This window comes from Agrilactobacillus composti DSM 18527 = JCM 14202, assembly GCF_001436375.1.
GTDB lineage: Bacteria > Bacillota > Bacilli > Lactobacillales > Lactobacillaceae > Agrilactobacillus > Agrilactobacillus composti.
Genome location: NZ_AZGA01000084.1, coordinates 125,183 through 151,420 on the forward strand (window position 1 = coordinate 125,183; position 26,238 = coordinate 151,420).

General features: G+C 42.2%; 25 protein-coding genes. 24 read left to right on the forward strand and 1 reads right to left on the reverse strand.

Annotation, left to right across the window (positions count from 1 at the left end; genetic code table 11):
• The first annotated feature begins 131 nt into the window (after positions 1-131).
• The 3 genes from recA (at position 132) to FC83_RS14130 (ending at position 4,479) form a co-directional block, all read left to right on the forward strand.
• The gene (gene recA, locus FC83_RS14120) at positions 132-1,334 is read left to right on the forward strand and encodes a recombinase RecA (RefSeq protein WP_035454704.1); all 1,203 of its coding nucleotides are present in this window, start codon (positions 132-134) and stop codon (positions 1,332-1,334) included.
• Between the two features lie 252 nt (positions 1,335-1,586).
• Complete coding sequence (rny, locus tag FC83_RS14125; RefSeq protein ID WP_035454705.1) at positions 1,587-3,149, forward strand: ribonuclease Y; 1,563 nt, start codon at positions 1,587-1,589, stop codon at positions 3,147-3,149.
• Between the two features lie 208 nt (positions 3,150-3,357).
• A complete protein-coding gene (locus FC83_RS14130) occupies positions 3,358-4,479 on the forward strand; it encodes a glycosyltransferase family 4 protein (protein WP_057002912.1) in 1,122 nt (373 codons plus the stop codon).
• A 53-nt stretch (positions 4,480-4,532) separates the two neighbouring features.
• Here the strand turns inward: FC83_RS14130 and FC83_RS14135 are convergent, their stop codons facing one another.
• A complete protein-coding gene (locus FC83_RS14135; RefSeq protein ID WP_057002913.1) occupies positions 4,533-5,177 on the reverse strand; it encodes a YigZ family protein in 645 nt (214 codons plus the stop codon).
• A gap of 41 nt (positions 5,178-5,218) precedes the next feature.
• Between FC83_RS14135 and FC83_RS14140 the strand changes: the two genes are divergently transcribed.
• From FC83_RS14140 to lgt, 21 genes are all read left to right on the forward strand, one after another.
• Entirely contained in the window at positions 5,219-6,538 is a 1,320-nt protein-coding gene (locus FC83_RS14140) for a helicase-related protein (protein WP_035454707.1), read from the forward strand.
• Entirely contained in the window at positions 6,538-7,230 is a 693-nt protein-coding gene (locus FC83_RS17340) for a ComF family protein (RefSeq protein WP_052004887.1), read from the forward strand. Before FC83_RS14140 ends, FC83_RS17340 begins: the two co-directional genes overlap by 1 nt.
• 129 nt (positions 7,231-7,359) lie before the next feature.
• Positions 7,360-7,932 carry a ribosome hibernation-promoting factor, HPF/YfiA family gene (hpf, locus tag FC83_RS14150; protein ID WP_035454709.1) on the forward strand — a complete coding sequence of 191 codons (573 nt, stop codon included), beginning with the start codon at positions 7,360-7,362 and terminating at the stop codon, positions 7,930-7,932.
• Between the two features lie 213 nt (positions 7,933-8,145).
• Positions 8,146-10,515 carry a preprotein translocase subunit SecA gene (secA, locus tag FC83_RS14155; RefSeq protein WP_057002914.1) on the forward strand — a complete coding sequence of 790 codons (2,370 nt, stop codon included), beginning with the start codon at positions 8,146-8,148 and terminating at the stop codon, positions 10,513-10,515.
• 130 nt (positions 10,516-10,645) lie between these two features.
• Positions 10,646-11,762 (forward strand): peptide chain release factor 2 gene (prfB, locus tag FC83_RS14160; protein ID WP_200868867.1). Its coding sequence is split into 2 segments (ribosomal slippage): positions 10,646-10,717 and positions 10,719-11,762, totalling 1,116 coding nucleotides; the frame shifts between segments, so codons are not numbered across the junction.
• 12 nt (positions 11,763-11,774) lie between these two features.
• On the forward strand, positions 11,775-12,467 hold the full coding sequence (gene ftsE, locus FC83_RS14165; protein ID WP_057002915.1) for a cell division ATP-binding protein FtsE: 693 nt from the start codon (positions 11,775-11,777) through the stop codon (positions 12,465-12,467).
• Positions 12,448-13,335 carry a permease-like cell division protein FtsX gene (ftsX, locus tag FC83_RS14170; RefSeq protein ID WP_035454713.1) on the forward strand — a complete coding sequence of 296 codons (888 nt, stop codon included), beginning with the start codon at positions 12,448-12,450 and terminating at the stop codon, positions 13,333-13,335. The genes ftsE and ftsX overlap by 20 nt, the downstream gene beginning before the upstream one ends.
• Before the next feature lie 139 nt (positions 13,336-13,474).
• A complete protein-coding gene (locus FC83_RS14175; RefSeq protein ID WP_057002916.1) occupies positions 13,475-14,635 on the forward strand; it encodes a PDZ domain-containing protein in 1,161 nt (386 codons plus the stop codon).
• A 1-nt stretch (position 14,636) separates the two neighbouring features.
• Entirely contained in the window at positions 14,637-15,335 is a 699-nt protein-coding gene (locus FC83_RS14180; protein ID WP_035454721.1) for a response regulator transcription factor, read from the forward strand.
• Positions 15,335-17,002, forward strand: a complete 1,668-nt coding sequence (pnpS, locus tag FC83_RS14185; RefSeq protein ID WP_035454723.1) for a two-component system histidine kinase PnpS — start codon at positions 15,335-15,337, stop codon at positions 17,000-17,002. Before FC83_RS14180 ends, pnpS begins: the two co-directional genes overlap by 1 nt.
• 83 nt (positions 17,003-17,085) lie before the next feature.
• On the forward strand, positions 17,086-17,952 hold the full coding sequence (locus FC83_RS14190; protein ID WP_035454725.1) for a phosphate ABC transporter substrate-binding protein PstS family protein: 867 nt from the start codon (positions 17,086-17,088) through the stop codon (positions 17,950-17,952).
• A gap of 15 nt (positions 17,953-17,967) precedes the next feature.
• Positions 17,968-18,888, forward strand: coding sequence for a phosphate ABC transporter permease subunit PstC (pstC, locus tag FC83_RS14195; protein ID WP_035454727.1), 921 nt, complete (start codon positions 17,968-17,970; stop codon positions 18,886-18,888).
• A complete protein-coding gene (gene pstA, locus FC83_RS14200) occupies positions 18,889-19,776 on the forward strand; it encodes a phosphate ABC transporter permease PstA (RefSeq protein WP_035454729.1) in 888 nt (295 codons plus the stop codon). It abuts the gene before it with no gap.
• 13 nt (positions 19,777-19,789) lie between these two features.
• Positions 19,790-20,599 (forward strand): phosphate ABC transporter ATP-binding protein PstB, encoded by an 810-nt coding sequence (gene pstB, locus FC83_RS14205; RefSeq protein WP_035454731.1) that lies wholly within the window; start codon positions 19,790-19,792, stop codon positions 20,597-20,599.
• A gap of 11 nt (positions 20,600-20,610) precedes the next feature.
• A complete protein-coding gene (pstB, locus tag FC83_RS14210; RefSeq protein ID WP_035454733.1) occupies positions 20,611-21,378 on the forward strand; it encodes a phosphate ABC transporter ATP-binding protein PstB in 768 nt (255 codons plus the stop codon).
• Positions 21,379-21,392: 14 nt separating this feature from the next.
• The gene (phoU, locus tag FC83_RS14215; RefSeq protein WP_035454735.1) at positions 21,393-22,067 is read left to right on the forward strand and encodes a phosphate signaling complex protein PhoU; all 675 of its coding nucleotides are present in this window, start codon (positions 21,393-21,395) and stop codon (positions 22,065-22,067) included.
• 171 nt (positions 22,068-22,238) lie between these two features.
• Positions 22,239-23,684 carry a daptomycin-sensing surface protein LiaX gene (gene liaX, locus FC83_RS14220; protein ID WP_057002917.1) on the forward strand — a complete coding sequence of 482 codons (1,446 nt, stop codon included), beginning with the start codon at positions 22,239-22,241 and terminating at the stop codon, positions 23,682-23,684.
• 34 nt (positions 23,685-23,718) lie between these two features.
• Complete coding sequence (locus tag FC83_RS14225) at positions 23,719-24,003, forward strand: PspC domain-containing protein (protein ID WP_035454737.1); 285 nt, start codon at positions 23,719-23,721, stop codon at positions 24,001-24,003.
• Positions 24,003-24,275, forward strand: coding sequence for a hypothetical protein (locus FC83_RS14230; protein WP_035454739.1), 273 nt, complete (start codon positions 24,003-24,005; stop codon positions 24,273-24,275). The genes FC83_RS14225 and FC83_RS14230 overlap by 1 nt, the downstream gene beginning before the upstream one ends.
• Positions 24,276-24,410: 135 nt before the next feature.
• A complete protein-coding gene (hprK, locus tag FC83_RS14235; protein ID WP_035454741.1) occupies positions 24,411-25,376 on the forward strand; it encodes an HPr(Ser) kinase/phosphatase in 966 nt (321 codons plus the stop codon).
• Positions 25,345-26,235 carry a prolipoprotein diacylglyceryl transferase gene (gene lgt / locus FC83_RS14240; RefSeq protein ID WP_052004891.1) on the forward strand — a complete coding sequence of 297 codons (891 nt, stop codon included), beginning with the start codon at positions 25,345-25,347 and terminating at the stop codon, positions 26,233-26,235. The genes hprK and lgt overlap by 32 nt, the downstream gene beginning before the upstream one ends.
• Positions 26,236-26,238 lie beyond the last annotated feature (3 nt).

Genomic DNA, 26,238 nt, shown 5'->3' on the forward strand with positions numbered 1-26,238 from the left:
ACGGGGGAATATCGGCGTTTACGAAATCAACTAAAAACGTCACTTAACGGTCTAAAATATGAAGTAATACCATAGACCGGATATGATCACACTTGATCACATTTGTATACGTTTTAGAAAGCAGGGCACGAATGGCTAAAGATGAACGTAAAGAAGCGCTGGCAACCGCGCTTAAAAAGATTGAAAAGAATTATGGTAAAGGCGCTATTATGCGCATGGGTGATAAAGTTGATACGCAAATCTCCACGATTTCCTCCGGCTCTTTGGCTTTAGATGAAGCTTTAGGGGTTGGTGGTTATCCTAGAGGACGTATTGTTGAAATATATGGACCTGAAAGTTCTGGTAAAACGACCGTTGCGCTCCACGCGGTTGCCGAAGTGCAACGACAAGGCGGTACGGCGGCTTATATTGATGCCGAAAATGCCATGGATCCAGCTTATGCCACTAACCTAGGGGTCAATATTGATGATTTATTATTATCCCAGCCAGATACTGGTGAACAAGGCCTGGAAATTGCGGATGCCTTAGTTTCCAGTGGGGCGATTGACTTGGTTGTCGTAGATTCTGTGGCAGCCTTAGTTCCCCGGGCTGAAATTGAAGGTGAAATGGGTGATGCCCATGTGGGTTTGCAAGCCCGTTTGATGTCTCAGGCACTACGTAAGTTATCTGGCACGATCAATAAAACGAAGACAATCGCGATTTTTATTAATCAAATTCGGGAAAAAGTCGGCGTTATGTTTGGGAGTCCAGAAACCACACCTGGTGGTCGCGCACTGAAGTTTTATGCCACGATTCGTTTAGAGGTCAGACGGTCTGAACAAATTAAGAACGGTTCTGACATTATCGGGAATCGGACCAAGATTAAAGTGGTCAAGAATAAAGTGGCGCCACCATTCAAACTTGCTGAAGTCGATATTATGTATGGTAAAGGGATTTCCCGGACTGGTGAGTTGGTGGATATGGCCTCAGACAAAGATATTATCAAGAAGAGTGGTTCTTGGTATTCTTATGGGGAAGAACGGATTGGCCAAGGTCGTGAGAATGCTAAACTTTATTTAAGTGAACATCCAGATATTGAAGCTGAAGTCCGCAAAAAAGTACGGACCGCTTATGGTATGGATGGTGATGCGGCCAAAGATGACCAAAAAGACACCAAGGATACTAAAGATGCTAAGGGTACTAAATCAGACAAAGATACGAAAGCCACAGAAGCTAAAACAGCGACCAAGGCTAAAGACACCCCAGCTAAGGCTGATAAAACGGATGCCAAAGCTAAAACGGATGCTAAAGAAGCAGAAGTTGATATCTTTGATACATCTGATGATAAGGCCTAAGCTGAAATTAATGTCATTATCTTGTAACTTATGCTCTGAAGTTTAATTAGAATCATAATTAGAAGTTGGTGCAATTCATGACGTTGTACCAGCTTCTTTTTTTAGAACCTAAATATTTCAATGTTTTTACATTGAAATAAATTTGACATCATATGAAGCAAAATATAGAATTATTGTTGTGTTAATAATCAATAAAAACATCTTTTAAATTTTTCGATTTTTCGTTAATTTTGATGATGCGGAGGTGAAATAATGGATCTTTGGATTCTAATAATCCTCGCAATCGTCATGCTAGTTGTTGGTGTGTTAGTTGGGTATGTTCTGCAAAAGCATGAACATGCAAAAGAGCTAGATGAAGCAAATCAGACAGCTGCGGGGATTATTAAAGCAGCAAAAAAAGAAGCTGGAACGGCAAAGAAAGAAGCTATCTTAGAGGCAAAGGATCAGGCACATCAATACCGCCAGAGCCAAGAAGAAGAGCTAAAACAGCGCCGCAGTGAAGTTCAGAAACAAGAACATCGTGTTATTCAGCGTGAAGAGACGTTGGATCGCAAGGATGATTCTTTGGATAAAAAAGAACGATCTTTAGATGAGCGTGAAAACAAGCTTAACCAAAAGCGACAACAGCTCGATGATGAGCACAAAGAAATTTCTGCCACACTTGTTAAACAGCAAGCTGAACTGGAACGAATCGCTTCATTATCTCGCGAAGATGCTCGAGACGTTATTTTGTCTGAAACAAAAGACGATTTAACTCATGAACGGGCACAAATGATTAAGGCTAGCGTTGAAGAAGCCCATGAATCAGCTGATCGAAAGGCTCGGGATTTAATTGCCGAAGCTATTCAACGTAGTGCCGCTGATGTGGTTTCTGAGACAACGGTGACAGTTGTCACCCTACCAAGCGATGATATGAAGGGTCGGATTATTGGGCGTGAAGGCCGTAATATTCGCACTTTAGAAACGTTAACTGGGATTGACTTAATTATTGATGATACCCCAGAGGCCGTTGTATTAAGTGGCTTTGACCCGATTCGTCGGGAAATTGCCCGAATGGCCTTGGAGAAGTTAATTCAAGACGGTCGGATTCATCCGGCTCGAATTGAAGAGATGGTGGATAAGTCTAGAAAAGAAATGGATAATCGTATCCGCGAAATTGGGGAACAAGCCGTTTTTGATTTAGGTATTCATGGGATTCATCCAGATCTAATTAAAATCATTGGTCGCCTAAACTTTAGAACAAGTTATGGCCAAAATGTTTTGAACCACTCAATTGAAGTTGCTAAGTTGGCTGGTGTATTAGCCGCTGAACTTGGCGCAGATGTTTCTTTAGCAAAACGCGCAGGATTATTACACGATATCGGTAAAGCATTAGATCATGAAGTTGATGGTTCCCACGTGGAAATTGGGGTTGAAATCGCCAATAAATACAAGGAATCAGAAACTGTCGTCAATACCATCGCCTCACACCATGGCGATGTGGAACCAACAAGTATTATTGCCGTACTGGTGGCAGCCGCAGATGCTATTTCTGCAGCACGTCCTGGTGCGCGTTCGGAGTCATTAGAAAATTATTTGCATCGGTTAAACAAACTTGAAGAAATTACCAACAGCTTTGAAGGCGTGGATCATTCTTTTGCTATTCAAGCTGGTCGGGAAGTTCGGGTTATTGTCCAACCTAAAGAAGTCACCGATGATCAGACTGTCATATTAGCCAAAGATATTCGGGATCGAATCGAACAAGAATTACAATATCCTGGACATGTTAAGATCACAGTCATCCGAGAAACTCGGACGATTGAGTATGCGAAGTAATCAAGCATGACTTAGGCGCAATGGCCTGAGCATAAATAGGCACTTATAACATTGATCGGCTATAGACTGACAAGAATCGAGACAAAATCAAAATTTTGTTTCGATTTTTTAATTGGCGTGATATTCTTAAAGGTGATTGCTATTGTTTTGTCTAGGCACGATTTGTATAATTGTGCTAGATAAAGAAAGTTGGTTTGAGATGTCTAGTATGTTTTCCGTAATCGTTAAATTAGTGTTAACTATGATCATTGCTGCTGCCATTACGCCATTCGTCCGTAAAATGGCCTTTGTTTTGGGGGCAGTGGATAAGCCAAATGCGCGCCGGGTGAATACCAAGCCCATGCCTACTATGGGGGGATTGGGTATTTTTGTGGCGTTTACTTTTTCGACCTTCGTGTTATTGCGGATTCAATTTCCGACACATGAATTATTTTCAGTCTTTTTAGCTGAAGTTGTCATTATTCTAACAGGGATGATCGACGATATTAAAGAGCTCAAACCCCATCAGAAGATGGGCGGTATCTTTTTAGCGTCGTTAATTATCTATTTCTTAGCAGGTATTCGCATGAACCAAATTGTGCTACCATTTTTTGGGGCCATTCAGTTGGGCTGGTTAAGTTTGCCGATCACGGTTTTTTGGATTTTAGCTATTACCAATGCGGTGAATTTAATTGATGGTTTAGATGGTTTAGCCACAGGGGTCTCAATTATTGGCTTGTTTACCATGGGAATCGTGGGTTACTTTTTCTTAACGATTCCAAATGTTTATGTTTCAATTTGGATTTTCGCATTAGTTGCTGCTTTACTTGGATTCTTACCCCATAATTTTCATCCCGCTAAGATATTCCTAGGCGATACCGGCGCACTTTTTATTGGTTTTATGATTGCCGTCTTTTCGTTAAAGGGCTTAAAGAACGTCACTTTTGTTACCCTATTGATTCCAGTGATCATTCTCGGGGTACCCATTACCGATACAGTTTACGCAATTTTACGCCGACTCTTAAATAAAAAACCAATTTCGCAAGCGGATAAACATCATTTACACCATGTTTTAATGGGGATGGGCTTATCCCACCGGCAAACGGTATTAGTCATTTATGGCTTAGCCTTGATTTTTGCCTTTATCTCTTTGCTTTATCCTTTATCCTCACTATGGGGCAATATTTTACTGACCATCTTTGTCTTGATTGGCCTGGAGTTATTCATTGAATCCATTGGCTTGCTTGGAGATGGACGCCGGCCTTTGATACGCCGAATTGAGCGGGCAGTTAAGACTTTGGCCCGGGGTGAGTCCGTAGACAAAACAGGGCATAAACCTCAAGATAAATAAAGAAACGATAGACTTAAGCGATTTTTTGCTTAAATCTATCGTTTTTATTTTGGCTAGGATTCAGCTGTCACTAAAACTTCACGGTAACGTTCAGGCCCAACGGTAAAGGCCACCTGGCCACTGAGCAGTTCGATTAAATCGGCCTTTACTTTTTCTAAATCCCCCGTATCGATGTAAGTACTGACGGCCACGTCAGCACCATATTGCGTATCTTCAAGGTCGTATTGACTATCCTTGAAGTAGTTCAACACAAAATCGACTTGATGATAAGCTAAGTGAAATTGTAATAAACGCTGCAAAGTCCCCCGGACGATCCCAATGGCATGGGCCGCTTCAGAAACGGAATTGCTATAGGCCCGAATTAGGCCACCAGTTCCCAGTTTGATACCGCCAAAATAACGGGTCGTCACTGCAATGACGTTTTGTAATTTCATGAGTTTTAAGCTTTCGAGCATGGGTAAGCCGGCAGTTCCCGAAGGCTCGCCATCATCATTGGCTCTTTGAATATCATCCTTTGGGCCAATCATATAGGCACTGCAGTGGTGGGTTGCTTTATAATGTTCTTTTTTGATTTGATCGAGAAATGCTTTGGCTTCTGATTCTGTTTGGATCCGCGCCATATTGGTGATGAAGCGGGATTTTTTGATTTCCAATTCGTGAACGCCGTTTTTTTGGATGGTGCGATAGTTGTTAAGCAATCATGCTGCCTCCTGACGTAATTTAAATAAGGTGATGCTTAATGAATGAATTGTTATACGGTCGGCGGTTGACGACCAATGAATTAGGGCAGCTGGGTTTTTCTGCCGCCATACTGGCCACTTTGCCAAATGAACCGGCTATGTTTTGTCAAGGACACACGGTGACGTGTCAACGTTGTAGTTATAAGCATAGCAAAAGCGCCGTTCAATTGCCAAAGGGCAACTATTATTGCCCCGAATGTCTGCCGTTGGGGCGAATAACCTCTGAACAAAAATTATACCACTTACCTGAACCCAATGATTTTGTCGTCAATACGCCAATCTTGACTTGGTCCGGGAGCTTGACACCGGGCCAGGCTAAAGTTTCCGCGGATTTAATTGCTGGTTATGGCCAACAGCGAGCTCAATTGCTGTGGGCGGTGACCGGGGCCGGGAAAACGGAGATGTTATTTCCCCTATTGGCTGCAGCTTTAGCCCAAGGGGATCGCATTGGACTGGCAAGTCCTAGAATAGATGTGTGTAATGAGCTATTTCCACGTCTACAACAAGCTTTTGCCAATACCAGTATGCAATTGCTGCACGGCCAGCAAAATGCACCCTATGCCTATACACAGCTCACTGTGAGCACGACGCATCAACTGCTGCGTTTTTACCGTGCTTTTGATTTGTTGATTATTGATGAAGTTGATGCTTTTCCCTTTGTGGGCAACCAAAGTTTGAATTTTGCTGCCGAACAAGCACTTAAATCTGGCCATGGTATTGTGAACTTGACGGCCACACCTACTAAACAGCTCCAACAGCAAAGTCGACGCCAAGAACTGCAAACCAGCTACTTAACCCGGCGCTTTCATGGCCGGCTGTTGCCTTTGCCTAAACTAAGACAGCACTATCAGTTGGCGGCCAAAATAGCACAGGGCCATCTACCTAAAGCATTTTGGCGTCAGGTTCGCCAAAGCCTCGAGCGTAAGCGCCAGGTACTAGTCTTTTTACCCCGGATCGCGCAACTAGCTGAACTGGCAAAAATATGCCAAGTGAATTTAACCGTTAAGATCGCGGCAGTTTATGCTGGTGACGAACAGCGGCAGGCTAAAATTACGGCTTTTCGCCAAAAACAGGTACAACTGCTTTTAACGACGACGATCTTAGAGCGGGGCGTGACGTTCAGTAATATCGATGTTTATGTGCTGCAAGCCGATGCAGCGGTTTTTAATGCGGCGGCTTTAGTTCAGATTGCTGGTCGGGCCGGTCGGGATGCTAAATTTGCCAATGGCCAGGTAAGCTTCTTTTATGAACACTATACCAAGGCTATCCAGACATGCTGTCGGCAAATTAAGTATATGAATGCCCAGGAGGACAATTGATGAATTGCCGGTGGTGCCATGGCCCAATCGAAGCTACTTTAACAGTGGCTGATATCTTAAGTTTCCGTCCCTTACAGCCCCTTAGATTGTGTTCAGTGTGCTTGGAGACTTTTCAACGGATACCCAAGGATAATATTTGCCCTATTTGCCAACGCTTAGATACTAAAGGCGCAGTTTGTACACAGTGTCAGGCCTGGCAACAGTTATGGCCAAATGAGACGCTCGAAAATAAAGCTATCTTTTATTATAATCACGAAATGCAAGCTTTTTTTCAACAATATAAAGGCAATGGGGATTATCGCTTGGCAGATAGTTTTCAAGCACCATTACAAGCTGCTTTAAAACCCCAACCAAAACAGTTATTCACTTTTATTCCCAGCGCACCTAGTCATTTCGAAAAACGGGGATTTGATCCGGTGGTGGGTTTATTTAGCGGTGTGGTGCCTTTGGTATCTTTATTAACCAAGGCTGAAACGCCGCAACCCCAGGCACAAAAATCCCGGGAGGCTAGATTGAACACACCGCAATTTTTAACCTTCACTGGCGGACGTCGGCAGCTCAAGGGCATTCAAGAAATCATTCTCTTAGACGATATTTATACAACTGGGCGGACGTTGATGCATGGCCGAACTTGTCTGCGGAATGCGGGATTTAGCGGGGATTTAAAAACTTTTTGCTTGGTTCGGGCATAAAAAGACACGGAATCATTGTTAATTAAAGCGCTTTTAGCTATAATTAGAGTATAGAAGAAAACAATTTACGAGTGGTCCGTAATTTGTTTTCCTAGAGAGAATAATTTTCTCTGAAAGGAGAGACATTCTATGCTAACATACAATGTTCGTGGTGAAAATATTGAGGTAACTGAGGCAATCCGCAATTATGTGGAGAAGAAAATTAGTAAATTGAACAAGTACTTCGAGGATGTACCTGATTCAATTGCACATATTAATTTAAAGGTTTATCCAGACAAGACAGCTAAGGTGGAAGTTACAATTCCGCTGCCTTTCCTAGTTTTAAGGGCTGAAGAAACATCTCCAGATTTATACGCAAGTGTTGATTTGGTTACTGATAAACTTGAACGTCAGATTCGTAAATACAAGACCAAAATCAACCGTAAATCCCGTGAAAAAGGGCTTAAAAACTTTGATTTGACTGGTCCAGATAATGGCGTGCAAGATGCACCTAAGAATGATAATGAGGACGACAGCGATCAACTTGAGGTTGTTCGTACGAAACGTGTCTCTCTCAAACCAATGGATTCGGAAGAAGCCATTTTACAAATGGATATGTTGGGCCACAATTTCTTCATTTTTGAAGATGCTGAAACCAATGGCACAAGCATTGTTTATCGTCGTCGTGATGGCCGTTATGGTTTGATCGAAACAGATGAATAATTGTAATTAAAACGTAATAGATGTTAATATTAAGACCGCCAAAGCGGTCTTTTTTGTGTGAACACAAGCGAATATAAGGTAAATTAATCACCGTGCTAGGTTTTGACGGTTTTATTTTACGGGGCAATATGCTAAAATTTAATGGATTCGGTTATGAAAATACGAATATGATGAATGTATATAACATGTACTTTTCAAGAAGGGAACTATTTAATGGCAAACTTTCTAAAATCCTGGGTTGAAAATGATAAACGTGAAGTCAATCGCATGGATAAAATTGCTGACAAAGTAATTAGTTATGAAGATGAATATGCGCAGCTTTCCGATGAAGCCTTGAAAGCTAAAACACCAGAACTAAAAAAACGCGTGCAAGAAGATGGCGAAAGTTTAGATGATGTTTTACCTGAAGCCTTTGCAACCTGTCGGGAAGGTGCTAAACGTGTTTTAGGGCTATTCCCATTTAGAGTTCAAATTATTGGGGGCATTACTTTACATGAAGGTAATATCGCTGAAATGAAAACTGGTGAAGGTAAGACTTTAACAGCTACCATGCCAGTTTATTTGAATGCCCTAGAAGGTAAAGGGGTTCATGTGGTTACCGTCAATGAATACCTATCTTCGCGGGATGCCACAGAAATGGGCGAGTTGTACAATTGGTTAGGCTTGAGTGTTGGCTTGAACTTGAATGAAAAAAGTGCCGAGCAAAAACGGGAAGCCTACAATTGTGATATTACGTATTCCACAAATAGTGAACTCGGATTTGATTATTTGCGGGACAACATGGTGGTTTATAAAGAAGAAATGGTACAACGGCCATTACGCTATGCCATCGTGGATGAAGTGGATTCCATCTTAATTGATGAAGCCCGGACACCTTTGATTATTTCTGGGCAGGCTGAAAAATCGACTGCCTTATATATCCGTGCTGATCGTTTTGTCAAAACCTTAAAAGAAGACGATGATTTTAAAATTGACTGGCCAACTAAGACCATCAGTTTATCAGAACAAGGGATTAAAAAAGCTGAGAAAAATTTTGGCCTCAGTAACTTATATGATACTGATAACATGGCTTTGACCCACCATTTGGATCAAGCACTGCGGGCTAATTTTATTATGTTGCATGATATTGACTATGTGGTTCAAGATGGCCAAGTTATGATCGTTGATCAATTTACTGGGCGGGTCATGGAAGGTCGGCGTTATTCCGATGGTTTACATCAAGCGATTGAAGCCAAAGAAGGCGTTGAAATCCAAGATGAAAGTAAAACCATGGCCAATATCACGTATCAGAACTACTTCAGAATGTATGACAAGTTATCTGGGATGACCGGGACTGCCAAAACAGAAGAAGAAGAATTTCGCGAAATTTATAACATGGAATGTATTGGGATTCCAACTAACAAACCAGTTATTCGGGTAGACCGTTCGGATGTGTTATATCCAACGATTGATAGTAAATTTAAAGCTGTTATTGAAGATATCAAAGAACGCCATACCAAGGGCCAACCAGTTTTGGTGGGGACCGTTGCCGTTGAATCTTCTGAACGTCTATCTCATTTATTAGACGAAGCGGGTATTCCCCATGCTGTCTTAAATGCCAAGAATCACTTTAAAGAAGCTGAAATCATCATGAATGCCGGTCAAAAGGGTGCTGTTACCATCGCCACCAACATGGCCGGTCGTGGGACTGATATTAAATTAGGTCCTGGTGTACGTGAAGTTGGCGGTTTGTGTGTGTTAGGGACTGAACGGCATGAGTCGCGCCGGATCGATAACCAGCTTCGGGGCCGTTCTGGCCGGCAGGGTGATCCTGGTGAAACCATTTTCTATATGTCCTTAGAAGATGACTTAATGAAGCGGTTTGGTTCAGATCGAATCAAGGCATTCCTTGAAAGAATGCGGATCGATGACGATGATGCCGTGATTCAAAGTCGCATGATTTCAAGACAAGTGGAGTCTGCTCAAAAGCGGGTTGAAGGGAACAACTATGATACCCGTAAGCAGACTTTGCAATATGACGACGTGATGCGCGAACAGCGGGAAGTTATCTATAAAGAACGGTTTGAAGTGATTCAAGAAACTAAGGATTTAGGACATATCTTAATGCCAATGGTCAAACGGACTATCGGCCATCAAATTGATTTGTTTACGCAAGGCGAAACACCTAAAGATTGGAATCTGGATGCCTTATATGACTTTGTCATCAACTCCTTGACTAATGATGCTAACTTTAAACGGGCTCAATTAGATAATCGTACGGTGGCCGAATTAACGGCGTTGTTAAATAAAATTGCCGATGATAATTTTGCAACTAAGACTAAATTATTGACGGATCCAACGCAACTGTTGGAATTCGAAAAAGTTGTTATCCTGCGGGTTGTGGATGAGCATTGGACCGATCATATTGATGCCATGGATCGTCTGCGGCAGTCAATTGGTTTAAGAGGTTACGGGCAGATGAATCCTTTGGTTGAGTACCAAGAAGAAGGGTTTAGAATGTTCGAAGAAATGATTTCAGATATTGACTACGACGTCACCCGCCTATTCATGAAAGCTGAAATTCGTCAAAATATTAGACGTTAGTTACCAAGAAAGATTGCCAAGCGTTGTCATCACGGCTTATTTTAAGGAATTAACAAGGACAAAGGGCCGATGACGGAAGTAGTTATCTGGCCCTTTGTTTGATTTAAATAGCAAAAGGAGTTATGGAAATATGGAAATTAGTGAAGCTAGACATAGTCTAGAAACAATTGCATCAAAAATAAAGCAATTTAGGGGGTCACTTTGACCTCGATCGCCTAGAAGAAGTCGTCGCGATTAACGAAGCCAAAATGGCTCAACCGGATTTTTGGAACGATCAAACTGCTGCTCAAAAATTGATTGATGAAACCAATACTTCTAAATCGAAGCTAGATGATTTTAAATCATTGCAAAGCCAGTATGAAGATCTGATGGTCAATTTGGAATTGATTCAAGAAGAACCCGACCCAGATATGAAAAAAGAATTTGAGACAGGTTTGACTAAACTACAACAACAAATGCAGCAATATGAATTGGCTTTGTTGTTGAATCAAAAATATGATCAAAATAATGCGATTTTAGAAATTCATCCTGGGGCTGGCGGCACAGAATCTCAAGACTGGGGATCTATGTTATTGCGGATGTATACCCGTTGGGCGCAACAACACAATTTTACGGTGGAGACTGAAGACTATCAGGCTGGGGATGAGGCTGGCATTAAGAGTGTATCTTTGATGATCAAAGGCCACAATGCTTATGGCCTATTGCGCTCTGAAAAGGGTATTCATCGCTTGGTACGGATATCACCGTTTGATGCTGCGGGTCGCCGGCACACTTCTTTTGCGTCCGTGGATGTAATGCCTGAGTTAGATGACTCTATTGATATTGAAGTTCGCCCAGAAGACGTCAAAATGGATGTTTTTAGATCCAGTGGCGCTGGTGGCCAACATATTAATAAGACCTCTTCGGCAGTGCGCTTGACCCACATCCCCACAGGAATCGTGGTCAGTTCGCAGGCGCAACGTTCTCAGTTTCAAAATAGAGATACCGCGATGAATATGTTAAAGGCGAAACTCTATCAAAAAGAAGTCGCAGAAAAAAAGGCCCAAGAAGCCGCTATCAAGGGTGAACAGTTAGATATTGGCTGGGGTTCACAGATTAGATCCTATGTTTTTCATCCTTATACCATGGTCAAAGACCATCGTACCAATTATGAAACCGGTAATGGTCAAGCCGTGATGGACGGCGATTTAGATCCATTTATTTACGCTTATTTACAGTGGGACTTAAAGCAGCAAAATCCAAGTTAGGGGATCAAGCACATGATTCAGTTCGTGGATGTTTCTAAGAAATTTCAAAGAAAGACTGTTTTGGAGAATATCAATTTAACGATACAACAAGGAGAGTTTGTGTACATTGTTGGGCCCAGTGGGGCAGGCAAGTCCACATTGATTCAATTGCTTTACCGCCAACTGCTACCCAGTAAAGGTATTATTTGGGTCAATCAATTTGACCTGACGAAAATGAAGGCCAAAGGGGTACCTTATTTGCGCCGGGAGTTGGGGATTGTTTTTCAAGATTTTAAACTACTACCTAAACTGACTGTATTTGAAAATGTTGCTTATGCCATGGCAGTCACCGAAAAAAAACCGGCGCTGATCCGACGTCGGGTTTTAGAAGTGCTTAAAGAAATGGGCCTAGCTAATTTGCGGCATCGTTTTCCTAGTGAACTATCCGGTGGTGAACAGCAACGGGTGGCGATTGCCAGGGCAATTGTGAATCGGCCCAGCATTGTGATCGCCGATGAACCTACTGGTAATTTGGATCCTGAGACAGCAGCGGGGATTATTAATATTTTTGAGGCCATTCACCGCCAGGGGTCTACTGTAATCATGGCCACGCATAATCACGAGTTGGTGGATCGTCGGCCCCACCGGGTTGTGGAAATCGTGGCTGGCCAAATTGTGCGGGATCAAGCTAAAGGAGCCTATCACTATGCCGGGATACGTCATTAAGCGTCATGTTAAAGACAGCTTTAAAAGTTTAAAGCGTAATGGATGGATGTCCTTTGCGGCCATTAGCGCGGTGGCAGTGACATTGATGTTATTAGGGATTTTTTTAGCCTTGATTTTAAATGTGAATCGCTTATCGAATCAAATTGAAAATGATGTGCGGGTCCGGGTTTTGATTGAACGGGGAACGACACCCAAGCAAAAAACGGCTTTAAAAACCAAACTGACTGATATGTCTGCTGTCAAGACAGTGACCTACGCCAGCCGTAATCAAGAACTTAAACAAGTCGTCGGCCACTACGGCCAGGCTTTTGGGTTATTTGCTGGGGATGAGAATCCTTTGAATGATGTCTATATAGTCACGGCCAAGCAGCCAACGCAAACCATTACGGTGGCTAAAACAGCCAGACAGCTCCCCTATGTGGCAACCGCCAATTACGGGGGTAATCAGACCAAGCAATTATTTCAAGTCATGGGGACCATTCGCCTATGGGCCAGTGGCTTGATGTTGTTACTGTTGTTGGTGGCTATTTTTCTAATTTCAAATACTATCCGCATAACCATTATGTCCCGGGAAGCCGAAATCGGTGTAATGCGGCTAGTGGGGGCCACTAATGCCTATATTCGTTGGCCTTTTTTTCTGGAAGGGGCTTGGACGGGGCTATTAGGATCCCTATTGCCAATGGTGCTGATTGACATTGGCTATCATTGGGTCTATCAACGGACAGCAACTGAGTTAGTCAATTTTGGTTATACTTTGGCCAGCCCAGGGCAATTTTTGGTGTTGATCGACTTGGTGCTGTTATCAGTTGGCATGCTGATTGGTGCTATTGGCGCGATGATTTCAATGCGACGTTACTTAAAGGTCTAGGGGTAAAACCCTGGCCTTTTTTGCGAAGTTAATATTTCTTAATATTTTACGAAAATTATACGTAATCTTTACAAAGGGCGTACAATTCCAATAGAATTGCATGGTATACTTATTTTATCCACAATATGAGGTAGTTATTTTGCTAAAAATTATTGGCTTTTTCTTTTTTAACCCAGTTTTTCTCGTGGCCATTTGTGTCATCGCCATATCAGGTTATCGACGCATTCAACAAGAGCGTCGCCAATTCTCTATTGCCATTGATTCCCATTTTTTGGAGGCCCGTTCTTTTTTTAAGGACGGTTTATTCGTGGGCTTAATTGCATCAGTGGTCAGTCTATTATTGGGGATTGTGGTGGATAATAACTGGTTGGTATGGTATGTCTTGATAACCTTGCTGGGTTTGGTTTGTTTCACAGCGTTTTGGGATAATGGTATTTTATGGTTACTAGTGGCTGGCTTAGCGTGGTTTAAACCAAATTTAGTATTGCCTGGTTTTTTCAACGACACGATCATTGCACCAGTGCAAGGAGCAGTGATTCCCAGTGCGCTGGCCATTGCAGCCCTTGGTTTGGGAGCGTGCGCGCGCTTATTCCAAAAAATGCCCCAATTAGAATTAAGCCCTAAGATAAAAAATGCAGTTCGTGGCGGTCGCGAAGCTTATTATGCGGTTCAGCGGCTTTATTTAATGCCGCTTATTTTGCTGGTCCCAGGGGATGCGTTCCCCATGTTAAAGGGCTGGTGGCCATTTTTTAACTTAGGGAATCAGCGTTTTACGATCTTGGTATTGCCCTTGATTTTAGGGTTGAATTTGAAACTAAACCGGCGCTTACCGGCAGAACTGACCCAACTGCAGCGGCCCTTCATGCTGGCCAGTGTCATTATGCTTGGCTTAGCATTTTTAGGGTTACGTGGACAATTACCTGGTTTGAGCTTAATTTTAGGCGCTGTGTTGGTCATTCTTTTGCGGGGTTATGTGGCCCGTTTCTTGGCTAAGGGTACCAGCCACTTGCTGCAACCAAAAGCCGGGATTCAAGTTTTAGCGGTGCAAAAGGGAACGCCTGCTCAAAAAGCAGGCTTGACCGCCGGCGATGTGGTTTTGTCGGCAAATGGTCAGCCCGTTAATTCCCAAGCACAATTTTATGAAGTTATCCAAGCGAGTGCGACGTTTGTGAGCCTGCGGGTAAAAACGCTGCATCAAGATATCAAACTGGCGGAAACAGCAATATACAAAGACTCACCTCATGAATTAGGGATTATTACTTTTCCTGATTCAGAACAGACGCATCAAAGGAGGATATAGTGTGGATAGGATTTTAGTGGTTGATGATGAACCAGCTATTTTAACTTTATTAAAATATAATTTAACCCAAGAAGGGTATGAAGTGACCACCGCCCAAGATGGACAGGAGGCTTTGAATCTAGCTTTTAACCAGCAATTTGATTTTATTATCTTAGACTTAATGCTGCCCCATATTGATGGCCTAGAGATTACTCGGCGCCTTAGGATTGAAAAAATTAAAACGCCAATTATGATTTTAACGGCTAAAGACAGTGAGACCGATAAAATTGTGGGCTTAGAAATCGGCGCCGACGATTATGTGACTAAACCCTTTAGTCCTCGAGAAATCATTGCCCGCATTAAAGCCATTAAGCGGCGGTTGAATAAAGGCGAACCGGATAAAGCCGCTCAATCCGAGCGCTATATTACCGTGGGGGATTTAACCATTGATCAAGATCAAATGATTGCCACTAAGAATGGTAAGAATTTATTACTAACACCTAAGGAATACAAATTATTGGCCTATTTAATGCATCGCCCAGGTCGGGTGTTGAGCCGTGAAGCGTTGTTAAATGGTGTTTGGGGATTTGATTATGCAGCTGAATCCAGAATGGTGGATATTCAGATCAGTCATTTAAGAGATAAAGTGGAAACTGATCCTAAGCAGGCACAATTTATTAAGACGGTTCGGGGCTTTGGTTATAAATTGGAGGTTAAATGATGAGTCGGCACAAGTACCTAATTAGAGTATCTTTAGTTACGCTCTTTGCAATTTTATTTTATTTATTATCTATTTTTGTCATGAATTCAGTTGTTCAAAAACAACAAGAGCATTATTTGCAGCGTGAAGCTGAAGATTACCAATTAGTCGCAGATAACAAATCCGCCTTAGAAAACTGGCAAGATAAAAGCGGTATTATTGTGATTACCAGTCCCATGCGCCAAGGCTCCAGTTTCCAAACCATGGCTCGGGATTTGGTCAGTCACAGTTTGATTTCTCGCGAGAAACCTTTTTCAAAACAAACCGTCGATAATAAAGATTATCTGTCTTATGGATTATATGCCACCGTTGGCAATCCGATTGTTTTCTTTATGCCGAAGGACAGCCCTTGGAATTTCATACCAGCCGCTTTTTGGATCTCAACGGTGATTTATTTTGCCGCACTATTATTTGGACTGTTTTATAGTACGCGTCGGCGTAAGAAGATGCTGACAAATCTAGGGACTTTAGTGAATAACGTGCACCGAATTCGGCATCAGGGCAATCCTGAGCCTTTGATTTTAACGATGGACAATGTGTTATATCCTTTGTCTGCTGAAGTGAACAAATTAGATGATGACGTGAATCACTTAAATGAAAAAATTGCGATTCGCTCAGAAAGTTTTAAACGTCTGATTGATCACTTGCCTATGGGCGTAATGCTGATGGATATGGATGGCAATGTGCAGATGCTCAATGAATCTATGCGCCATTTGTTGCAAGTCGAAGATGCTGCGCTACCGCATCCCTTTATTGATGATGTGAAAACTTACAAACTAAGTCAAATGATTGAACACACTATTCGCTATCAGCATAATCATCACGGTGAAGTACAACTGGTACAACAACCCGTGCGTTATGTGGATGCCAATGTGATTCAAGTCGGTCAAGATGGGCCGCGACCACAGATATTGGTCTTGCTTTATGATTTGACAAATATCCGCCGGATCGAACAAATGCAATTAGACTTTGTGGGTAATGTCAGTCATGAATTAAAGACGCCAGTGACTGCCATCAAAGGTTTTGCGGAAACCATGATTCAAAAAACGGACATGGATCCTAAAGACCGGGCAGAATTCATCAAAATTATTTATAAGGAAAGTACACGGTTGAATCAATTAATTCAAGATATTTTAGAGTTATCTAAATTAGATGAGACCCGTAAAGATGAACCTGTGAATGTCACGGTTAAACCAGTGGTTGCTGATATTTTACAGGAATTAAAACCCGATATTGCTGCCCGTCACCTGGAAGTCAGTGTGAATGGGAAGGAAGATGTGGCTTTGAAGATTGATCCCGTTCAATTCCGACAGATCATGAAAAACTTGATTACAAATGCAATTTTTTACAATCGTGATGCTGGTAAAATTGCCGTTAACTTTGCCAATGGTAAAAATAACGTTCATATTTCCGTGGTGGATACCGGGATTGGTCTAAAAGAAGAAGAACAATCACGTATCTTTGAACGTTTCTATAGAGTTGATAAAGCACGGTCTTATAACAATGGCGGTACCGGTTTAGGCCTGTCGATTGTGAGTGGTATTGTAAATAATTATGGTGGGAAATTATCTGTTACCAGTCAATATGGTGTGGGTAGTACCTTCAATTTGAAGTTGCCAAAAGCATAAATTTACACAATTTTTACAAAGCACATGGTATATCTTTACATTAAGAGGGTATCATCTTATTGTTATGCTTTATGGAGGTAAAAATGTTGAAAAAACGCATTCTAATGCTGTTGGGCTTGTTCATACTGGTGGGCACCTTAACCGCATGTCAAAGTGGCAGTAACAATGGCCGGTCCATCACTGCAGTTGGGTCTTCGGCCCTACAACCCCTTGTAGAAGCTGTTGGTGAAAATTATGCCAGTGCGCATTCTGGTAATTTTATTAACGTTCAAGGTGGCGGTACCGGGACTGGTCTGAGTCAGATTCAAGAAGGCGCTGTAGATATTGGGAATTCTGATCTCTATGCGGAACAAAAAAAAGGGATCAATGCTAAGAAATTAGTCGATCATAAAGTGGCTGTTGTGGGTATTACACCGGTTATTAATAAACAATTAGCCATCAAGAACTTAACAAAGAAACAACTCATCGGGATTTTCACCGGTGATATTACCAACTGGCAACAAGTTGGCGGGCCAGATCGGACCATTGTCGTGATTAACCGGGCCCAAGGTTCTGGGACCCGTAGCACTTTTGAACGTTGGGCTTTAAATGGGCAATCTTCATTGCAGGCCCAAGAACAAGATTCTACCGGGATGGTGCGCCAAATTGTGGCCAGTACGCCTGGGGCTATCAGTTACATGGCTTTTGCGTATGTGGATAAGACGATTAAAACAGTCAATGTTGATAATATCCAACCTACTAATAAGAACGTCGAAACAAATCGTTGGCCAATTTGGTCCTACGAGCATATGTACACCCGTGGTCAGCCAAAGGGCTTAACCAAAGACTTTATCGACTATATGATGAGTGATTCGGTTCAAGAAAAAGTCGTCGGAAAATTGGGCTACATTCCTATGAGCCAAATGAAGACGACCCGTACCTTGAATGATGAATTACACATTACGAAGTAGGGAGGGAAGAGCAGCATGCATGACGATATTAAAGATAGCTTATTAAAGAAATCTAGAGCTACGCGCAGTGAACAACGCGGGCGTATCATTAGTTTAACGTGCACGGCGATTATTGTTTTGATCGTCATTTCGATTTTTTACTTTGTGGCTTCTAAAGGGTTAGCAACTTTCTTCAGCAACAAAGTTAATGTCTGGGACTTCTTATCCAAGTCAATTTGGAACCCTGGCAGTACAGATAGTCACGGCAGTCCGCAAGCAGGGGCGTTACCAATGATCATTGGCTCTTTTGGGGTGACACTCTTATCGGCAATTATCGCTACCCCGTTTGCGATTGCGACGGCGATATTTATGACTGAAATATCTCCTAATAAGGGCTATAAGATTTTACAACCTGTTACTGAATTATTGGTGGGTATCCCATCTGTTGTTTATGGGTTTATCGGTTTATCAGTAGTCGTGCCTTTTGTCCGCCATACTTTTGGGGGCACTGGATTTGGGATTTTGGCCGGGACCTTTGTCTTGTTTGTCATGATCTTACCAACTGTGACATCTATGTCCGTAGACGCACTCCGGGCGGTACCACGATACTACCGTGAAGCTTCTTTAGCCTTAGGGGCGACTCGGTGGCAGACAATTTATAAAGTTGTATTACGTTCAGCGACGCCAGGCTTAGCCACAGCCGTTATTTTTGGCATGTCCCGAGCCTTTGGGGAAGCTTTAGCGGTTCAAATGGTTATCGGTAACGCCGTATTATTACCACATAATTTGATTTCGCCAGCATCAACTTTAACCAGTGTGCTGACCATGGGCATGGGCAATACAGTCATGGGCTCTGCGGCAAATAATGCCCTTTGGTCGTTAGCATTACTGCTATTATTGATGTCCTTAGTCTTCAATTTACTCATCAACAAAATTGCCAAGAGGGGGCGGATTTAAGTGAATTCTAAAAAATGGAATACTGTCGCCACCGGTATCTTGTATTTCATCGCCGGTGTAATGATTTTAATCTTAGCCTTTTTATTGATTTTTATTCTTTGGAACGGCTTGCCACATGTGAGTTGGCACTTTTTAACCACCCCTGCCCGTAGTTTCCAAACCGGTGGCGGGATTGGCATTCAATTGTTTAATTCGTTTTATCTATTATTTTTAGCCATGTTAATTTCCATTCCCATTTCAATTGGCGCAGGCATCTATTTGTCTGAATATGCCAAGCAAAACTGGCTGACTAGTTTAATTCGGACATCCATTGATATTTTAAGTTCATTACCATCGATTGTTGTGGGGTTGTTTGGTTTCTTAGTATTCTCCATTCAAGCTGGTTTAGGCTTCTCTATTTTATCTGGGGCACTAGCATTAACGGTGTTTAACCTGCCTTTATTGACTCGGAATGTGGAGGAATCATTAAATAGTATCTCTGAATCTCAAAGAGAAGCTGGCTTAGCTTTGGGCTTATCTAAATGGGAGACAGTTTTAAGGATCATCATTCCTGAAGCTTTACCAGGGATTGTCACTGGGATGATTTTAGGGGCTGGTCGTGTCTTCGGGGAAGCCGCTGCGTTGATTTACACAGCCGGCCAAAGTGCGCCAGCGCTAGATTTTACCAATTGGAATCCGTTTTATATTGCCAGTCCTTTAAACCCGCTGCGTCCTGCTGAAACGCTGGCAGTCCACATTTGGAAAATTAATTCGGAAGGTATTATGCCTGATGCAGCCCAAGTTTCAGCTGGGGCGTCTGCCGTCTTAATTATTGCAGTCTTGATTTTCAACTTTGGCGCACGATTTATCAGTTCGCGGGTTTACGGCAAGATGACAGGAACGAAGTAATAGGAGATAGCTAATGCAAAATTATTCTGCTGACGACAAATTTATTCGAGAATTAGACCCTAAAGATCATGAAATTTCAATTTCCACCGAAGATTTACATGTTTTTTATGGGGAATCTGAGGCGATTCATGGGGTGTCCTTACCCTTTGAACGTTTCAAAATCACAGCGCTGATTGGGGCTTCCGGTTCCGGGAAATCCACTTATTTACGGAGCTTAAATCGGATGAATGATAACATTGATGGTACGCGGGTCACGGGTAAAATTATGTATCGGGATTTGGATATCAACAGTCAAAATATTAATGTCTATGAAATGCGCAAGCACATTGGCATGGTGTTCCAGCGACCTAATCCCTTTTCTAAGTCGATTTATGATAATATTACCTTTGCACCAAAGCGTAATGGGGTGCGTGATAAAGAAACTTTGGATGAGTTAGTCGAAACAACTTTAAAACAAGCGGCTTTATGGGATCAAGTCAAAGATGGCTTAGGGCAAAGTGCGCTTTCCTTATCAGGTGGCCAGCAACAGCGGTTGTGTATCGCCCGGGCCATTGCTATGAAACCAGATATCCTACTGTTAGATGAGCCTGCCAGTGCCTTGGATCCAATTTCCACATCAACAGTTGAAGACACCTTGTTGGCTTTAAAGGATCGTTATACGATCATTATCGTAACGCACAATATGCAACAAGCTGCCAGAATTAGTGATTACACGGCATTCTTTCATTTAGGCAATGTTTTAGAATTTGACGAGACCAGCAACGTCTTTCAACGGCCTAAGATTACGGCTACTGAAGATTATGTTTCTGGGCGCTTTGGGTAAGGAGTTAAATTATGGCTGATGACAAAAATAAAATTATAACTGCATCAGATGTACATCTGTTTTATGGCCGCTTTGAGGCTTTGAAGGGTATCACTTTAGACTTTGCACAAAAAGATATCACTGCTTTGATTGGGCCTTCAGGCTGTGGCAAATCAACTTTTTTACGGACACTCAATCGGATGAACGACTTAATTCCAGGGGTTACCATCACGGGTAATGTGATGCTCCACGGCGAAAATATTTACGCGCCAGCCACCGATACGGTAGCGTTACGTAAAGAAATCGGCATGGTTTTTCAGCAACCTAACCCATTTCCATTTTCAATTTATGAAAATGTCGTCTATGGATTGCGCCTTGCCGGTATTAGGGATCGCCGCGTTTTGGATGAAGCGGTTGAAACCAGCTTGCGCCAAGCAGTTATTTGGGATGAAGTAAAAGATAAGCTCAACCAAAGTGCGTTATCCTTGTCAGGAGGTCAACAACAGCGGGTTTGTATCGCGCGCGTTTTGGCCGTTAAACCAGACGTTATTTTATTAGATGAACCTACAAGTGCCTTGGATCCTATCTCCAGTGGCCAAATTGAAAATATGTTGCTTGAATTACGGGATGAATATACTATTATATTAGTAACACACAACATGCAACAAGCATCTCGAATCTCGGATAAAACTGCCTTTTTCTTACAGGGTAATTTAATCGAATTCGCGGATACTAAGACGATCTTCTTGAATCCGCATGAAAAAGAAACCGAAGACTATATTTCTGGTCGGTTCGGTTAAGAGGGGGCAATGGAATGCGACAAATTTTTGAAGAAGAATTAAATGAGTTACACGTCCGTTTTTCAGAAATGGGTATGATGGTCAATGAAGCTATCTATAAATCTGTTCGTGCTTTCATCGACCATGATAAAGAATTGGCTCGAGATGTGATCAACAGTGACCAACAAATCAACAAACGTGAAGTGGATCTAGAACAGCGTTCCTTTGAAATGATTGCGCTCCAACAACCCGTTACATCCGATTTACGGATGATCGTAACGGTTATGAAGGCCAGTTCTGACTTGGAGCGCATGGGGGATCATGCTGTCAGTATTGCCAAATCTACCATTCGGGTAAAAGGCAATCGTCGGGTACCGGCTATTGAAAAAGATATCGCCGATATGTCTGAAGTCGTTAAGAATATGGTAGATGAGGCTTTGGATGCTTATGTTAAAGAAGACGAAAAGCGGGCTTTAGAAATTGCCAAAGTTGATGATAAGATCGATGGCTTTTCTGATAAAATTTATAAAGCATGTATTGAAGAAATGCAACATGATCCCAGCACAGTTGTGGGAAGTATGGATTATTTGTTAGTGGCCTCTTATCTGGAACGAATCGGCGACTATGTCACCAACATCTGTGAATGGGTCGTTTACCTTAAAACCGGTAAAATTGTGGAGTTAAGTTCTAACTTAGATGATACTATGTAACAGGCAGCAATTGTGATTTAAAGCTACATCTCGGAGATCTGCCAGAGGTGTAGCTTTTTTAGCGCTTGGGCCGGACGTTAAAATCAATCTTTGGACCTATGTTTTTCTAGGGGATTCCAGTCATAATGTAAGAGTAATGAAGTCTAGGAAATCAATTTGGAGGCTTATCCTATGAATGAGAGACAAAGAATTCTTGATTTAGTTAAAAAAGGCGTTATTTCTTCTGAAGAAGCCCTTGTATTATTGGAAAATTTGGAATTACATGACACTGAAGACCAAGCATCTGCTGACACAGCTGACAAACAAAGTACACCTGATTCTGAAAAGGAACCAAGTTCTGAATACAGTGAGTTGAAAATTAAACAAGAGACTTTAGCCGAACAGCTCAAGTCCATCGATCATCAAATTCAAGCCGCAAAAGAGCAAATTACAGTCTTAGATACCATGGAAGATTTGGAAGGCCTTAGCGATGCGAAGAATGAAGAACGGACTAGCTTAAAACAACGGGTCAATGATTTGACCCAAACCCAGGCGGCTGTTCGCAAACAATTAAATGATGTGACCGACGATTTGAAGCAATACCAAGCTGATCATCATTTAGAGGGCGATCATGCTTTTGAGGATTTTGCTGGGAATTGGCGGGAAAATGCCAGTGGCACGTTATCTGATTTCACGAAACGGTTAACGGATGCTGGTAGTCAAGTGGGATCTTTCGTGCGGGATTCTGTCAGTAATCTGATGGATAACGTAGATTGGAAAGATATCAACGTTAAAGTACCAGGACTGGCCACCGCTGAATTTGAACATGAATTTCTATATGAAAATAACCAAGCTAAGGTGTTAGATTTAAGCTTGGCTAACGGCACCATTAAATTTGAACCTTCTGAAAATGATAACATCGCTGTGAACGCCAAGGTCAAACTCTTTGGCAGTATGAGTGAAGCCACACCGTTTGAAGCTTTCCTAGCTCGGGCTAACATTGATGTGTCAAATGATCGTTTCGTATTCCAAGTTCCTAATAAACGCGTTAAAGCGGACTTAATTGTTTATTTACCACAACGGACCTACGATCATATCAATGTTAAAATGCTCAATGGTAATTTGAAAGTTACCAATTTTGCTGGGACTGACTTCTATGCTAAAACAGCTAATGGCCAATTGGACTTTGAAGATAGCCGTTTAACTTACCTAGAAGCTGAGAATGTGAACGGCGATATCCAAGTCGAAAAGGGTCAAATCACCGACACTATTTTGACCACAGTCAATGGCAACGTCATTGTTTCCGGGAATGTGCATACGGGCCAATTTACCACAGTTAATGGCGAAGTCCGGGGCACTACTGAGAATTTGGATTTGCATAAATTTGCTGCTAATTCAGTCAATGGGAATGTTAAATTAGCGCTAAGTCCAGAATTAGCTTTAAAGGCCGAAGTTAAAACCAGATTCGGGCAAATCAAAAATCGGCTGGCAGACATCACTTTAGACGACCAAGCTGATGCGCGGGGCCGTAAACAAGCTAGTTTTGAGCGGGGTGATCAAACTGATCCAGCGGTAATTGATTTATCTACAACGGCTGGTAATATCTTATTGAAGGATACCAACCAAGCAGACGAGTAAGCGCAGTAACTATAATAAATTTGGAGGCATTAAAATGGCACGTAAAAAATTAACAAAATCAAATAACAAAGTATTTGGCGGGGTCCTAGGGGGGATTGCGGAATATTTCGACTGGGATCCTACCGTGTTACGGGTTCTTTATGCAGTAATCTCATTCTTTTCTTCCGGCTTCCCAGGAATCTTAGTGTACTTGATTTTAATGTTAGTAATGCCAGATGCCCCGAAAAGTTCAGATTCAATGCGAACTGGTACTTCTAAGCCCCGCAAAGATGTGACCAATTCATCTGATACCAAAGATGATAACTGGAGTGATTATTAATGATTAGCTGCCTTGTATTGGCTTTGATCATTCCTTTGATAATACTCATTGTCGTGGCCATTGTGTTTGGCTTCATGGCGTTGTTGTTTACCATTTTGCGCTTTGTTTTACCATTGATTATTATTGTGGCAGTGATTTGGGCGATTTTAAATCATACCAATCGGCGACCACCTAGCGGGCCAAGACGGCCTAATCCAACTAGACCTCGGCCTCGGAAAGATATCACTGATTCGACAACGCATAAAGATAACGATAACTGGAATGATTTTTAAACCGGTTTGGACCTATAGATTGGCATAAATTGGAGGTTTCACAAAACTATTGTTTTGTAGACCTCCTTTTGCTATTCTAGTGGTCGATTTTATAGTATGATTGACTCATACAGATTATAAAAAGGGGCAATAGCATTGGCTGATAAAGTAAGTGTGGCACAAATCGCAAAAGCGACCAATCTAACTGTTTATTCAGGCGAAGCGTTATTAGATAAGAAATTCATTACAGTTAGTGATATTTCACGACCGGGGTTAGAGTTGACCGGTTATTTTAATTTTTATCCCCGAGAGCGGATTCAATTATTCGGTAAAACTGAGATTTCATTTTCAAAAAACATGACGAGTGCTGAGCGGCTGGTGGTTTTAAAACAAATGGCAACCCCAGAAACACCAATGTTTTTGGTATCCACGAGTTTACCAGTCCCTGAAGAAATGTTGACAGTTAGTAAGAAATTCAATGTGCCAGTTTTGGGCTCTAAATTACCCACTACCCGGCTGGCCAGCTTGTTGACGGAGTATTTGGATAAGCAATTGGCTGAACGCCGCTCGATCCATGGCGTATTGGTGGATATTTATGGCGTTGGAATTTTGATCACTGGTGATTCTGGTGTGGGTAAAAGTGAGACTGCCCTAGAATTGGTGAAGCGCGGGCATCGATTGATTGCTGACGATCGGGTGGATGTTTATCAACAAGATGAACAAACAATTATTGGTGAGGCACCAGCTATTTTAAGACACTTATTGGAGATTCGGGGCATTGGCATCATTGATGTGATGAATTTATTTGGTGCCGGGGCTGTGCGCGAAGAGACACCGGTTGATTTGATTATTCATCTGGAGAATTGGTCCCCAGATAAGAGCTATGATCGTTTGGGATCAGGTGAGCAGCGGCAAAGTATATTCGATGTAGAAGTTCCTAAAATCACGGTGCCCGTTAAAGTTGGCCGTAATTTGGCAATCATCATTGAAGTGGCAGCTATGAACTTTAGAGCTAAATCCATGGGTTATGATGCCACGAAGGTTTTTGAAGAGAATCTTAACGTCTTGATTCAGCAAAATGAAGCTCAAGATGAACACCCAAAGGATACCGATAAGAAGTAATGGAGATGTTATCTTGAGTGAATTAGCACTGGGCGCGATTAATCCAATTGCGCTAACGCTAGGCCCTTTACAGGTGCGCTGGTATGGCTTAATTATTACGGCTGGTGTGGTGATTGCGGTGATTTTGACCCTGCGTGAGGCCAATCGCCGTCAAATTATGCCAGATGATATTGTGGATTTGATTTTATGGATGCTGCCGATTTCCATCATCGGCGCTAGAACTTATTACGTGGTGTTTCAATGGCCTTATTATGCCCAAAACCCTGGGGATATTATTAAAATCTGGCAGGGGGGTATTGCAATTTATGGGGGCTTGATTGCGGCCATGATCGTGATTATTGTCTTTTGCATGAAGCGCTTGATTCCCACTTGGCTATTATTGGACATCATTGCCCCAACCGTTTTACTAGCCCAAGCCATGGGGCGTTGGGGTAATTTTATGAACCAAGAAGCCTTTGGGGCCAAAACCACGGCGGCTTTTTTACATGGGTTACATATTCCCCAATTCATTATGAATCAAATGTGGATCAATGGGGCCTATCGGCAACCGACATTTCTTTATGAATCCACAGGCACGTTATTAGGATTCATCGTTTTAATGAGTTTACGACATCGCTTACATTTATTTAAACAGGGCGAAATATTTTTAAGTTATTTGATTTGGTATGGTATTGTGCGGGCGATTGTAGAAGGCATGCGGACGGATAGTCTTATGTGGGGACCAATTAGAGTCTCCCAAGCCTTGTCAGTTATTCTGGTTATCTTTGCAATTGTCATGATATTTTATCGCCGCTACCATGACCCAAAGCTGCCTTGGTATTTAGACGGCAGTGGATTGAAGTATCCCTACGAACGATAAAGG